This window comes from Providencia sp. wls1914 (assembly GCF_009706645.1).
GTDB lineage: Bacteria > Pseudomonadota > Gammaproteobacteria > Enterobacterales > Enterobacteriaceae > Providencia > Providencia zhijiangensis.
The window spans coordinates 140,580-153,584 of the sequence record NZ_WLUN01000003.1 but is presented as its reverse complement, the minus strand read 5'-3'; the positions used below and the strand labels follow the sequence as shown (position 1 = coordinate 153,584).

11 protein-coding genes and 2 pseudogenes are annotated in these 13,005 nt (G+C 42.2%); 4 read left to right on the top strand and 9 right to left on the bottom strand.

Features of this window, described 5'->3' with window-relative positions; all coding sequences use genetic code 11:
- Positions 1-27 precede the first annotated feature (27 nt).
- Genes GKR74_RS01560 through GKR74_RS01550 form a run of 3 tightly spaced genes read right to left on the bottom strand, consistent with a single transcriptional unit; the run spans position 28 to position 1,458 of the window.
- Positions 28-558 (bottom strand): DUF2569 family protein, encoded by a 531-nt coding sequence (locus GKR74_RS01560; protein WP_154602242.1) that lies wholly within the window; start codon positions 556-558, stop codon positions 28-30.
- A gap of 14 nt (positions 559-572) precedes the next feature.
- A complete protein-coding gene (locus GKR74_RS01555; protein WP_154602241.1) occupies positions 573-932 on the bottom strand; it encodes a DUF488 domain-containing protein in 360 nt (119 codons plus the stop codon).
- A gap of 28 nt (positions 933-960) precedes the next feature.
- Positions 961-1,458: a DUF2569 domain-containing protein gene (locus tag GKR74_RS01550; protein WP_154602240.1), complete on the bottom strand. Its 498-nt coding sequence runs from the start codon at positions 1,456-1,458 to the stop codon at positions 961-963.
- Positions 1,459-1,668: 210 nt separating this feature from the next.
- On the opposite strand from GKR74_RS01550, the gene GKR74_RS01545 reads away from it, so the two are divergent.
- Complete coding sequence (locus GKR74_RS01545) at positions 1,669-2,586, top strand: DNA-3-methyladenine glycosylase family protein (RefSeq protein ID WP_154602239.1); 918 nt, start codon at positions 1,669-1,671, stop codon at positions 2,584-2,586.
- Between the two features lie 67 nt (positions 2,587-2,653).
- Here the strand turns inward: GKR74_RS01545 and poxB are convergent, their stop codons facing one another.
- Positions 2,654-4,378: a ubiquinone-dependent pyruvate dehydrogenase gene (gene poxB / locus GKR74_RS01540; RefSeq protein WP_036948406.1), complete on the bottom strand. Its 1,725-nt coding sequence runs from the start codon at positions 4,376-4,378 to the stop codon at positions 2,654-2,656.
- Positions 4,379-4,678: 300 nt separating this feature from the next.
- The gene (locus GKR74_RS01535; RefSeq protein WP_154602238.1) at positions 4,679-5,647 is read right to left on the bottom strand and encodes a 3-oxoacyl-ACP synthase III family protein; all 969 of its coding nucleotides are present in this window, start codon (positions 5,645-5,647) and stop codon (positions 4,679-4,681) included.
- A 369-nt stretch (positions 5,648-6,016) separates the two neighbouring features.
- Here GKR74_RS01535 and proP point away from each other — a divergent pair, with 369 nt between their 5' ends.
- Entirely contained in the window at positions 6,017-7,519 is a 1,503-nt protein-coding gene (gene proP, locus GKR74_RS01530) for a glycine betaine/L-proline transporter ProP (protein WP_154602237.1), read from the top strand.
- Positions 7,520-7,544: 25 nt separating this feature from the next.
- Positions 7,545-9,032, top strand: a pseudogene (gene phrB / locus GKR74_RS01525) (deoxyribodipyrimidine photo-lyase).
- Positions 9,033-9,037: 5 nt separating this feature from the next.
- On the opposite strand, the gene GKR74_RS01520 reads toward phrB, so the two are convergent.
- Both GKR74_RS01520 and GKR74_RS01515 read right to left on the bottom strand, forming a co-directional pair.
- Positions 9,038-10,114 (bottom strand): T6SS immunity protein Tli4 family protein, encoded by a 1,077-nt coding sequence (locus tag GKR74_RS01520; protein ID WP_154602235.1) that lies wholly within the window; start codon positions 10,112-10,114, stop codon positions 9,038-9,040.
- Positions 10,114-11,859, bottom strand: coding sequence for a lipase family alpha/beta hydrolase (locus tag GKR74_RS01515; RefSeq protein ID WP_154602234.1), 1,746 nt, complete (start codon positions 11,857-11,859; stop codon positions 10,114-10,116). The genes GKR74_RS01520 and GKR74_RS01515 overlap by 1 nt, the downstream gene beginning before the upstream one ends.
- Before the next feature lie 190 nt (positions 11,860-12,049).
- On the opposite strand from GKR74_RS01515, the gene GKR74_RS01510 reads away from it, so the two are divergent.
- Positions 12,050-12,361 carry a monooxygenase gene (locus GKR74_RS01510; protein ID WP_154602233.1) on the top strand — a complete coding sequence of 104 codons (312 nt, stop codon included), beginning with the start codon at positions 12,050-12,052 and terminating at the stop codon, positions 12,359-12,361.
- A gap of 45 nt (positions 12,362-12,406) precedes the next feature.
- On the opposite strand, the pseudogene GKR74_RS01505 reads toward GKR74_RS01510, so the two are convergent.
- A pseudogene (locus GKR74_RS01505) lies at positions 12,407-12,698 on the bottom strand (type II toxin-antitoxin system RelE/ParE family toxin).
- Positions 12,691-12,933 (bottom strand): type II toxin-antitoxin system ParD family antitoxin, encoded by a 243-nt coding sequence (locus tag GKR74_RS01500; RefSeq protein WP_006663118.1) that lies wholly within the window; start codon positions 12,931-12,933, stop codon positions 12,691-12,693. The pseudogene GKR74_RS01505 and the gene GKR74_RS01500 overlap by 8 nt, the downstream one beginning before the upstream one ends.
- Positions 12,934-13,005: the final 72 nt, after the last annotated feature.

Below are 13,005 nucleotides of genomic sequence, written 5' to 3'. Positions count from 1 at the left end.
TACGGGCTGTGCTTCGCAGCCCTTTATTTAATTCACAAAGGTATTTTTAACGCGGGCAGAAACCAGAAAATAAGGAACCCAAATCAAGCAATAAAAACTGCCATTAAAAAAGCTAGTAATGTAGCTATAGTCGATTTCGAGGTGAAACGCGACGGGAAAAGCGATACGAGAGGCGCCAATTACAGCAACATAGAGCATCATCGTAATGATAAACAGCCACTTAACCATAGACTTCTTTTTAAACACAGCAATTAACGACCCTACCATTAATGCGATAATCACCCCAAGGCTGAGCTGAACAGCATAAAACCCAGAGGCAAAACCAGACATATAAAAGTCCGATGCTGGGTTTGTTGCCAGCGACCAAGCACCTTGAACCTCAGCAATATCATTCACCATCATTTTGACCAAATTAGCCAGCATATACAGCTGACCTAACAGAGGTAAAATCAGCCAGCCACCAATCCCTTGGAGGGATTTTTGAGGTTTAGTATGACTCTGCACCGGTATTTGAGCCGCGGGCAATGATTCGGGATTAGATGATAAATTCACATCCATAGTAATAACCTTTTTTATTCTTTACGTTCTTTGAGTTTTTCTTCGATAAAAGCTTTCAGTACCAATGCCTGATTATGTTGCGTATCTTTGGCGCTATATAACAATGTGATGTCCCCTTGCTGCGCTTTCGCAGATACGGCGTGCCATGCATCATTTTGCTGTAGTTCTTGCTGATATTGCGTCACAAACTGCTCAAACTGGTCAGTATGTTGATGAAACCATTTGCGCAATTCATTGGAGGGCGCAACCGCTTTGTTCCATTCATCACACTGCAAATCTACCTTTTTGATCCCGCGAGGCCACAGTCTATCCACCAAAATGCGATAACCATCTTGAGGGCTACAAGGGTCATAGACTCGTTTACAGTAAATCATCAGCAGGCTCCACGGTCATTGGGGTTTACTAATTAATAAATGTATTGCGCACACGCACAGAGACAAAAAAGTAAGGCACCCAGACAAAACAACCAAATAACCCTCGTATCAATTCACGAATATCATTGGAATCTATTTCGAGATCTAACAATTGATTGGCAAGCACCAAATCAAAAACCATCACAGCCAATGAAAAAATTTGGAAAAAGGCATACACCTTAATAATTAATTTTTTCTTAGTGAAAAAGAGATAACAAAGATACAGAACTGTACCGTAAATAATCGCGTTACCAACCGTTTCAAAATATATCACTTCTTTGAATAGCGGAATGAAATAATCTGAACCTGAGGACGTCAATTCACTCCAATATTCAATCACTTCTTGATTATGATGCCAAAGTCTAAACGGCATAAATAGCGCCGAAAAAATCACCCCAAGCAAGGGGAGAATTAACCATCCACCGATGCCATTTAATTCAGGCTTAGGTTTTGGCGCAGGGAGCATTTCATTATTTTCTGCGTTCATCTTCACATCCTTGATTTAATTTATGCAGTTAATCTGCTCACCGACTTGCGCAAGAATTTGCTGAATAGGTATGGGCAAGCTAAATTAGCACATGATTATCTGAATCACCTTTTTGCTAAGCTAACATACTCTAGCGGCTAAAAATGTAGCGTTTGACGTTTTTTGTCAAAAATTAACCAAAAATGAGCATAAATCAGAAGAAGACGAACTATGGCATCAACGCAATCCGTTTCTATATCACTGCCACTTCATTACCGTATTGATGATTTTTTTGCCTTTCACTTGCGGGATCCGCAAAATATCGCCGAGATTGTTGAAAAAAACACCTTGCGCAAAGGGATCATCTGGCAGGAACACGCTGCGCAAATTCGCCTATCCATTAACGGCCAAGCCACTGACAATAAACAAGCAATATTGCAGCTTGATGTTGATAATGCAGAAACTTCGCCTTCCTTAAATGAGCTACACACGCTTGCGATTCATTTACTCGGATTGAATCAACCCGTTGAGCAATTTGAAGAAAAATACCTTACCCACCCAATACTGGGTAAACTGATTGCGCCACAGCGAGGTGTGCGAGTGTATCAATCCGCCACCACGTTTGAAGCGCTCGTCTGGGCCATTATCGGCCAGCAGATTAGTGTTCTTGCTGCCATCGCCATCCGCCGACGTTTTATTCAAGCGGTCGGGCAGCAGCATTCATCAGGCATTTGGTGCTTTCCCACCGTCGCCTCAGTCATCAATGTGGACGATGAAATTTTACGGCAAGCGGGTTTTTCTCTTGGAAAAATCATCGCCTTACGCGGGCTGTGTGCCGCTATTCAGGCGGGTGAATTAGACCTAGACAACGCCGTTACCCCTGAAAATGTTCATGATGTCACCGAAAAATTGCTAGCCATCAAAGGCATTGGACCTTGGACAGTAAGTTATGGATTGCTGCGCGGATTTAATTACCTAGATGGTTCCCTACATGGGGATGTTGCCGTACGGCGCAATTTACAAACTTTATTAGCTCAAGATGCGCAACCATCTGCGAAAGAAACCCAACAATGGCTAGCCCAATTTGCACCGTGGCGAGCACTGATTGCCGCTCATCTTTGGCGCAGCCAATCCGCTGCAGGATATTAAACAAAAATCCCTAATCCAGTACGCTGAATTAGGGATTTATTTATGATGCTACTCGATTAGATAGTGATTAACGCAACCAGTTGGTTTTCACCAATTGCACCACTTCATCACCGCGACCGCTCATAATCGCCTTCAGCATATACAAGCTAAAACCTTTGGCTTCTTGCGCTTCAATCTCTGGAGGCATTGAAAGCTCTTGCTTCGCCGTCAATACATCCACAACAACTGGGCCATCATGGGCAAAAGCTTCTTTCAGCGCACCGTCCAGATCTTCACTTTTCTCAACGCGAATACCTTTGATACCTGCCGCATTGGCAATTGCCGCAAAGTTTGGATTCTGTAAATCGGTGCCCGCAGTCATAAAGCCTGCAACCTTCATTTCCATCGCCACAAAGCCCAGCACGCCGTTGTTATGAATGATAATTTTCACTGGTAATTTCATCTGTGACAGTGAAATAAAGTCACCCATCAACATACTGAAACCGCCATCGCCACACATTGCAACCACTTGGCGATTTTTATCAACCGCTTGCGCACCAATCGCTTGTGGCATTGCGTTTGCCATCGAACCGTGGTTAAACGAACCGATCAGGCGGCGTTTACCGTTCATTTTCAAGTAACGCGCAGCCCACACCGTTGGTGTGCCCACATCGCAGGTAAAGATAGTGTCGTCGTTCGCCAGCTCGCTCAGCTTGGTGGCTAAATATTGTGGATGGATCAGCCCTTCATGACCCGGCTTAGCTAAATCATCCAGCCCTTTACGCGCCTCGGCATAGTGCTTCAGTGCGCCATCCAAATGTTTGCGATTCTGCTTCGCCGTTAAATGTGGCTGTAAGGCAGTCAAGGTCGCCTTAATATCCCCGATTAACCCCATATCAATATGGCAATGGGAGCCTAAGCTTCCAGCATTCAGGTCAATCTGAATAATTTTCGCGTCTGTTGGGTAGAACGGACGATACGGGAATTGCGTACCTAGCAGCACAACGGTGTCCGCATTCATCATCGCGTGGTAGCCAGATGAGAAACCGATTAACCCTGTCATACCCACGCTATTTGGGTTATCCCACTCAATATGCTCTTTACCACGCAACGCATGTACCACTGGCGCATTCAAGGTTTCTGCCAGTTTCACCACTTCATCATGAGCGCCAGCACAGCCATTACCGCAGAACAACGTGATGTTTTCTGACTGATTCAGTGCTTCTGCTAATTTTTCAATTTCAGGACGCTGAGGCATGATCAAAGGTGCTTGTGGCTGATACCACTCTTCTTTCGCCGATTCTGGTGCATCTTTCAGGGCGATATCACCCGGAATAACGACAACAGAAACGCCTTTATTCAGGATCGCTTTACGCATCGCAATACCCAAAACTTGTTGAATTTGTTCAGGGTTAGTCACCATTTCACAATAGTGGCTACATTCGCGGAACAGTTCCGTTGGGTGGGTTTCTTGGAAGTAATTACTACCGATTTCACTCGATGGGATATGCGCAGCAATGGCTAATACAGGTACACGGTTACGATGGCAATCATACAACCCGTTGATTAAGTGCATGTTGCCAGGTCCACAAGAACCCGCGCACACCGCTAACTCACCCGTTAGTTGCGCTTCTGCGCCCGCGGCAAATGCAGCCACTTCTTCATGACGGGTACCTAACCACTCAATAGCCCCTTGTTTACGTAAACTATCCGTTAAACCGTTTAATGAGTCCCCAGTGACTCCCCAGATGCGCTTAACACCTGCGTTATCCAGTACTTTCGCAATATAGGATGCAATACTCTGTTTTTTCATAATGGCACTCTTTTTAAGTCGGATTAAATTCAATGTATTCTTGTTAACAATGACATATTTAACAAGCAGTGCTGATTTTCAAATACGCTTAATAATATGTATTCGATTCTAACTAAATCGATTCCCTATTCCTACCAATGCAGTACATTCAAAAACAGAACAAGATATTCATCCGCGAATATCGAAAGAAGACAGCAATATCAGGACAAATTTAAGGTCGTAAAAAGAGGGTTAGTTTCAGTTATGAACAACCCAGCAAAATCCCGTTTATTTTACGCGCATTGAAAATCATAAATCTCTTTATATTTTCCAAAGAACGATTCCGAATTGATAACCTGCACCTAACGTCCAAAATAAGACAATATCTTCATCACGGAGTAAATTCTTTTTCTGGCGGCAATAATAAGCAATAAATGGGCTGGTTGCCCCTGTATAACCATATTCATCCGCAATATATTCTATTTTTTTATTAGGAATATTTAATGCTTCTGCCAATTCTGAAATATTGCTTTTCATTACCTGAGAAAAGAAAAAACAACTTATATCATCAATAGTTAACCCATTATTTTTTAATAATTTGTCAATGTGATAAATAGCATGAGGTAAACACTCTTTTGTTGTAAATTTACCCCAGTAAATTTTCTCATCTTGCATATTTTGGCTCTGTGAAAAACCATGCTTAGGAAAACGGGTCTCCCGGCAAAAATTCGAATCCGTATAATAAAAGCTATCCATCAAACCAGAGCTTGTCCCGTTTTGTACTTTTTCTAATGTCATAGCAACTGCTGCATCCCCAAAGAGAACCGATGGGAATAGCTCATTTTGATTACATAGATTTGAAAGATGATCCGAGGCAACAACAAGGGCTTTTTTAGCTGTTTTTTTCATCTGCAGTATGATTGCAGCCTGCTCTAACGCCATTAACATTCCGAGGCAATTACCGTTAATATCAATACATACACACTCATTTTTTAAGGCTAAATGATGATGTAAATATAGGGCATTAAGTGGTGACAAATATTCCATCGTCGTTGAGGCAAATATCAAAACATCGATATCCTTATCACTCATTGGGGCTAATGCATTAATCGACATCGTCAACGCATTTTCATCAGGCTGGCTCGTGATATATCGCTGCCTCTGCCCAAAATCATTCAATAATTCCGGTAAATTTTTGACATTTGGATACTTATCAAAATAATATTGGTTATTCCTAATATTTTCAGGATGGTAGATATGAATAGATGAAATTTTTATTGCCTCATTCATTGCATTTCCCTTATCTGTATTAGTTTACCCCCATGGTATAACCCACCAATTAATAAAAAACAATCAACACAAACCACCACATTTTACATTTTGTCGATATTATTGTATTATTGAATCATATTTGACTATCTAAAGGTGATATTTTTGCTTTATTTTAAAAACACAATAAATCAGTATTTCCCTATCAATACACTTCGTTATAAAAACTTGATATAGCTTATTCAACAAGCTTATTAATCAATAAATTTCCATTCAATTAGTTTAGATACTGCATTTAATTATCCATACTAATTTTCATTATTTGCAGATTGTCCGAGCAAATCGGATCGGGAAACCCACATCTTAAAATTCAAATAAGAGGATGGTTCCATGAAGATCAGAAAGAAAAAAGAAAAACCATTAAATATCAACGACATTACAATTATTGATGATGGAAAATTGAAAAAAGCAATCACAGCGGCTTCGCTGGGTAATGCGATGGAATGGTTCGACTTCGGTGTTTACGGCTTCTTAGCCTATGTACTGGGTCAAGTATTCTTTCCGGGCGCATCACCGAGCGTTCAGATGATTGCGGCGTTGGCCACCTTCTCCGTGCCTTTCTTGGTTAGACCCCTTGGGGGTGTTGTCTTCGGTATTCTCGGGGATAAATACGGCCGACAAAAAGTGTTGTCCATGACCATTATTATTATGGCAATCAGTACCTTCTGTATTGGCCTGATCCCATCATACGAGAGAATTGGTATTTGGGCGCCTATCTTATTACTGCTCGCTAAACTGGCTCAAGGTTTCTCCGTGGGTGGTGAATATTCCGGTGCAGCCATCTTTGTTGCTGAATATTCCCCTGACCGTAAGCGTGGCTTTATGGGCAGTTGGTTAGACTTCGGTTCTATCGCAGGTTTTGTGATGGGTGCGGGTGTCGTCGTGCTGATTTCAAGCCTTGTGGGTGAAGCTAACTTCCACGATTGGGGATGGAGAATCCCGTTCTTCTTAGCCTTACCGCTGGGTATTATCGGTCTCTATTTACGTCATTCATTGGAAGAAACCCCTGCATTCCAGCAACATATTGAAAGCTTAGAGCAGCAAGACAAAGCCAATATCCAAAATCCACCGAAAGTCTCTTTCCGAGAAGTTGCATCTAAATATTGGAAAAGCTTGATGATTTGTGTCGGCTTAGTTATCGCCACTAACGTGACGTACTATATGCTGCTGACCTATATGCCGAGCTATTTGTCCCATAATTTGAACTACTCGACCGACCACGGTGTGTTAATTATTATCGCCATTATGATTGGTATGCTATTTGTTCAGCCGATCATTGGTTTAGCCAGTGACAAAATTGGTCGCCGACCTTTCGTTATCATGGGCAGTGTGGGGTTAATTGTATTGGCTTACCCCGCATTTATGATGATTAATAGCGGCTCTGTTGGCTTAATTTTTGTCGGATTGTTGATTCTTGCAGTATTACTCAACTGCTTTACAGGGGTGATGGCATCGATTTTACCGGCTATTTTCCCTACCCATATTCGTTATAGTGCATTAGCCATCGCCTTTAATATTTCGGTATTAATTGCGGGTGCAACACCAACGGCGGCAGCATGGTTAGTTGAAGCGACTAATGACTTGTATATGCCTGCATATTATCTGATAGTCATTGCATTAATTGGTCTGTATACCGGTATTAGAATGCCAGAAACGGCCAATAAACCACTACGTGGTGCAACACCGGCGGCCTCAGATAAAGCAGAAGCAAAAGAAATTTTGAGTGAGCATTTTGACAATATCGAACAGAAAGTTGAAGATATCGAACAACAAATTGCCGAGCTGGAAAAACAGCGTCAATCGCTGATAAATCAGCATCCAAAATTAGATTAATCCTTAAAAAACAGCGAGGAAAGCGATGTCGGCTTGTCACTTAGTTTGGTTTCGCAACGATCTACGAGTCACCGATAATAAAGCGCTTACCTTCGCGTGTGAGGATCCTACTGCCACTGTGATTGGCGTCTATATTGCGACGCCGGAACAGTGGGCAGCTCACCATACCTCACCAAGGCAAATTGCCTTCCTGCATCAAAACCTAGTGGAGCTACAACACGCTTTAGCGAAACGAGGTATTCCCCTGATTTGCCATACCACAGCGACCTTTGCGGATTCCGTTAAATGGTTGCTAGATTTTGCCCAACAGCAAAATGCCACAGGGTTATATTTCAATCACCAGTACGAGTTAAATGAGCGCTTGCGGGATGAACAGTTACGCCAGCAGGCGCAACATCTGAATGTTTTCACCTATGATGATGCGCTATTACTTCCGCCGGGTTCAGTGACGACGCAAAAAGGGGATATGTACCAAGTCTATACCCCGTTTCGCCGCGCCTTTTTGAGTCAATTGCTGATGAGTGATTTTCGCTCGTTTCCTGCTCCCAAACCACGGGGAGCCGCATTAACCGTTGAAAATACACCTCCACTTTTTGCTCACCAGCCTGTTGAAATTTCACCGCAATTTATTGCCGGAGAGCAAGCTGCATTAGCGAAGTTACGCCAATTTTGCAGCGAGCGCGTACAAGATTACCAACGCGACCGAGATATTCCCGCCATTGATGGTACTAGCCAATTATCCCCCTATTTAACCCTTGGAGTGCTTTCGCCTCGCCAATGTGTGAATCGCTTATTGGCAGAGAACCCGCAGGTTTTTGACTCCCAAGAAAGTGGCGGTTTTAGCTGGCTGAATGAATTAATTTGGCGAGAATTTTACAGCCATCTATTGGTCGCTTTTCCGCGCCTTTGTCGCCACCAGCCATTTATTGAATGGACGCAACACATTCAATGGAACCCCGATGACACCGGATTTACCGCATGGAAAAATGGACAAACAGGCTACCCGATAGTGGATGCCGCCATGCGCCAGCTCAACCAAACGGGCTGGATGCATAACCGGCTACGGATGATTGTGGCAAGTTTTTTAGTCAAGGATTTGCTGGTCGATTGGCGCAAAGGGGAGCACTACTTTATGAGCCAGTTAATCGATGGCACTTTGGCGGCAAATAATGGCGGCTGGCAGTGGTCAGCGTCAACGGGGGTTGATGCCTCGCCTTGGTTCCGTATTTTTAACCCAACCACTCAGGGGAAAAAATTCGACCCACAGGGGACGTTTATCCGCGAGTGGCTTCCCGAACTTCGCGATGTTCCCGAAAAATTTATTCACGAACCCCATACATGGGCTGAATCTCACCAAGTCTCTCTGAACTATCCAACCCCGATTGTTGACCATAAGCAGGCACGGCTGATGACGCTGGAAGCATTTGAGGCGGGGAAGCGGAACAGCATAAGGAAATGAGTTCATCATTTACTAAAATGCCATTCACTCCTACATCTTAATGAGGTTAATTAAAAACCTTAATACGCGTTAGGACGCAGTTTAAATGACTGTAAAACCCGATCCCAAATTTCAACCATTTGCTCATCCGTATAATGGACAACCTTACTGGTCGAATGCATCAATATACTAACGGATGGATGCAGATAACCAATATTTTTCTCATTCGCATAATATTGAAAATAATAAAATTTATCGGATTGATTGTCATAGCGGGGATCCCGCCCCAACGTTAACCACTCTTCACCTGCCACGTTATTAAATTGAACGTTTCCTTTCCGTAACGTTTTACCCCCATATTGAGAAAGAACAGATTTAATTTCATCAGCCCTATCCAACATACTTTCTTTTTCACTTTCTATCGTATTATCCATATCAACAGCCCAATAGAATTGAGGGTTTTCAAAAACCATCGAAATTTCTTCTTGGTGCGATTTTCCATCATCGCGAATAAACCCATAAGGAATGCAGACCCCTTTATCCGTCGGAATTTCATTCTTTGGTCGCCCCTGTAACCGAGAAATCAAGGATTGCATCGCTGCTAGCTTTTGGGGCTTATCGTTGATAGGCCAGTTATGCTTTTGATAATCCAATTGTTCTTTTTCATACTTAGAGCTAGAAATATCATCCACCTCTGTTTTAATTATAAAAGCCACATTATCAATATAAACATGCGCTTCTAATTCTCTTGATGAATCTGGTTTAACATTATTGATATTATGGTCAAAAATAACCCCATTATCTAATCGAATAGTCTCTTTCAAAAATGGCGCATTAGAATCACGCCTTACAGTAGATTTTTTCAACGCATCTTCACGCAGCTCAATGCGCTGCTTAAACGAAGGGGGGTAAATAAATTGACTTTCAATCGTCATACCATCAATTTTAATAATGGAAGAAAGATTTTGTGTTAAAGATTTAGGATAATTGAAGGTGTAGCGACCTAAACAGTAGGTCGGCGCATCATCAAAAAGAGTATTAATCACAGCAGAATCCTTTTCATTAAGCGAACGTGAATACGTTTTATTAGGCACTGAGCACGCAGCTAAAGCTACAACCAAGACCAAACCGAAAAAACTCACCAATCCTTTTTTCATTAGGGTTTCACCTCATCCGTTTGCAATATCCGGCATAAGGAACGTAACGTAAATTTAATAGCCGGTGAGACATCCCCTGTTTTTTCATACGTATCAAACTCCGCATCCCCTTTTAGGGGTGCAAACTGATAGGCGTTCTGATGGTCAACATTCATTTCTAAAATTTCTTTAAACAGGTCTTTTCTATCTAAATTGATAGAATATTTAGGCACTGTACCGTCACCGCGCCCCCCCTCATAATCCATTGAGGGCGTATTCTTCCACTTATCACTGGACTTGAGTAAGGTATACTCGCGCTTTTCGCCATAATCGTTTGTCGCTCGGCTATCGTCAAACACCCATAACCACGAGGTTTTATCCCGTAATTTCCATGTCACGGTTTCATCTGAACGGCGAGAATCTTTCGGATCATTTTCATCAAAATATGCCCCATAAAATTGGTAAGTATTCGCATGATATTGACCGTCCATATCTTGAATAAATGATTTAACCGTATCTCTTATTATTTTTTTATACTTTTTCAAATTAGAATTAATTATTTCCAGTTTTTTATCTAAAATATCAGCCTCATACATTTTCCACCATACGTCATCCTGAAGGTAAATTTCCTCAAATGGGTCACCATTTTGAGGCAACAGTAAATCCGTCACACCATCCGCACTGCCTTTTTCAATCCGCATCCAGGGCTGACCATGGTTATATTTCGGAGAGGGTAAAAGTTGTAACGGTGCAGGAGATTGCGCCAAGACAGACATAAGACGAGTCGCACTCATGCCCAGCACTAACCCCATCGGAAACGAATGTTCCCCGATTTTCATCATTTTGTAGGCGGTTGGCGACCCTAAGTCGGGCATCACCCCATGTACAATGCCCAGAATTTTATCTTTGTAGGGCGTATCTAATAATTCGGATGCATAACGGGATACCAAGCCCCCCATAGAATGGGTCACAAGAATGACTTTCTCATGCCCTTCTTCAAAAGCGAGCCCATGTCCAATCCCGCCATTGCGTTTGGGGCTATATAATTTTAAGACCTCATCAATGTACTTGCCGAGATCTTGCGCGGATTGGGCATTGTCTTGTAACCAGTTATAACCAAAAGCATGAAGTGGAAGCAGCAAATTACGGTATTTTCCCGCTTCTCGAAATGAAAGGGGGTTGGTATCCTCTGGCGTGAGGGTTTTATCTAAAATGAACTTGAACGTTGATTCTTGAGAAAAATACGCCTCGGCTTCGTCTGCCGTCGCGCATCCCTGTCCTTTCGCTTTGTTGTAATACTGTTCCCAAACTAGCAATTCTTTCTGTAACTTGTCGAGTGGGTCTGCATACGAAAATTGCAATACACTTCCCCATCCTCTTTTCTGTCTTGAATTGGCAAAGTAAGTAGACTCGTTGTCATTTTTATCGACATCTTGAGTGGGATCTGTTTCTGTCGTTTCAGGGTCGAGTAATTTTTTTCGTTTATTGCCTGAAGTAAAAAGCCAACCGAGTGCATCCGCAGCCATTCCAAGCTTACTCGTGCGAATACGCCAGATTGATTTTTTATCTGTTTTACTTCGTAAGTTTGACCCCATAATGCCAGGTAAAAAAATCACCGGAACCACTTTGGTTGCAGGGAGATAACAATGCGCTTTGGCATTTTCAGATTGATGTTTCAGCTGTAAGTCTTTCCAAACAGCACATTTGTTGTCATTAAATTCAGCGAAACAATGCTGAATATTTTCAGTTTGTTCATCCTGACTCATAAGACATCCTTAAAATTTAGGTTATGTAACGCAGCATAACTCAAATAATAAAGAACAACATTAGGAAAATGGGACAAATGCCTCGATTAACGTAATGAAACAAAGTTCATTTCCCCCAATCCCCAATTTGATCAATCCTAAATAAAAATTACTGGTTATGATAATCAAACAACAACAATAGGAGGCAATAATGCAGGTAATTTTACAGGTTGATTTCCCATACCAAGGCCCATGGGGTGAAGAGATGGCGGCGGCAATGGAAGGATTAGCACAATCCATTAACCAAGAGCCGGGGTTTATTTGGAAGATTTGGACTGAAAACCAACAGACCCAACGGGCGGGTGGCATTTACTTATTTGCTAACCAAGCCGATGCGCAAGCGTATCTCGAAATGCACAGTGCGCGACTCAAATCCTTTGGCGTACCAGAAGTGAGCGGGCAAATTTTTAGTGTGAATACCGCACTCAGCCAGCTGAACCAAGCGCAATTTATTCAAAAATAGTTTCAATGGAGAGGGCATTTTTGCCTTCTCTTATCCCGTTAAAATTTACTCAGCAAAATCCAATTCATCGACATCCACAGATTGATGAATAACGCGGGAGATAAAAATAAATGGGGTCTGGGGCATAATATATGGAATGTTTTTTAAACTCAAATCGCCTCATCCCTTTACATACCCAATGACACTCTTTACCTATCCATGGCGAACTAACCAGTAACTCAAACGTTTTTTTTAATTCATTGTGATATTTTTTCGCCTGATTAACACCGAACTGCCGTATTGTGTAACGAGCAATTTGATAAATATCTTCTTCCGCAATTTGAGAAATTTTATACATTTAAATCCTTTTCCGCTCTGGCAAAAATGTCATCCATGCTGCTTTCACTTTCCGGTGAATTCAGTCCATCCAATACCATTTTTCTCACATATTCAAGCCGTTGCTCTCTCTCTTCCATCATACGCAATGCGTCCCTTATCACTTCTGATGTATTGCCATAGCGACCAGACTGGATCATATCGCCAATAAAACGGTTGAAGTGCTCCCCCAATGTCACACTTGTTACTCTCGCCATAAACTCACCTTCCATCGCATTGTATTACTCAGTCATACAACTATAGCAATGAATTTCTGTTGCTTCCAGCCA

What these genes read in the sequence shown, in the direction of transcription:
- GKR74_RS01550 (WP_154602240.1), bottom strand. Translation starts at nt 1,458, where the DNA reads ATGAACGCAGAAAATAATGAAATGCTCCCTGCGCCAAAACCTAAGCCT.
- GKR74_RS01560 (WP_154602242.1), bottom strand. Translation starts at nt 558, where the DNA reads ATGGATGTGAATTTATCATCTAATCCCGAATCATTGCCCGCGGCTCAA.
- GKR74_RS01510 (WP_154602233.1), top strand. Translation starts at nt 12,050, where the DNA reads ATGCAGGTAATTTTACAGGTTGATTTCCCATACCAAGGCCCATGGGGT.
- poxB (WP_036948406.1), bottom strand. Translation starts at nt 4,378, where the DNA reads ATGAAAAAACAGAGTATTGCATCCTATATTGCGAAAGTACTGGATAAC.
- GKR74_RS01545 (WP_154602239.1), top strand. Translation starts at nt 1,669, where the DNA reads ATGGCATCAACGCAATCCGTTTCTATATCACTGCCACTTCATTACCGT.
- GKR74_RS01555 (WP_154602241.1), bottom strand. Translation starts at nt 932, where the DNA reads ATGATTTACTGTAAACGAGTCTATGACCCTTGTAGCCCTCAAGATGGT.
- GKR74_RS01535 (WP_154602238.1), bottom strand. Translation starts at nt 5,647, where the DNA reads ATGAATGAGGCAATAAAAATTTCATCTATTCATATCTACCATCCTGAA.
- GKR74_RS01500 (WP_006663118.1), bottom strand. Translation starts at nt 12,933, where the DNA reads ATGGCGAGAGTAACAAGTGTGACATTGGGGGAGCACTTCAACCGTTTT.
- GKR74_RS01515 (WP_154602234.1), bottom strand. Translation starts at nt 11,859, where the DNA reads ATGAGTCAGGATGAACAAACTGAAAATATTCAGCATTGTTTCGCTGAA.
- GKR74_RS01520 (WP_154602235.1), bottom strand. Translation starts at nt 10,114, where the DNA reads ATGAAAAAAGGATTGGTGAGTTTTTTCGGTTTGGTCTTGGTTGTAGCT.
- proP (WP_154602237.1), top strand. Translation starts at nt 6,017, where the DNA reads ATGAAGATCAGAAAGAAAAAAGAAAAACCATTAAATATCAACGACATT.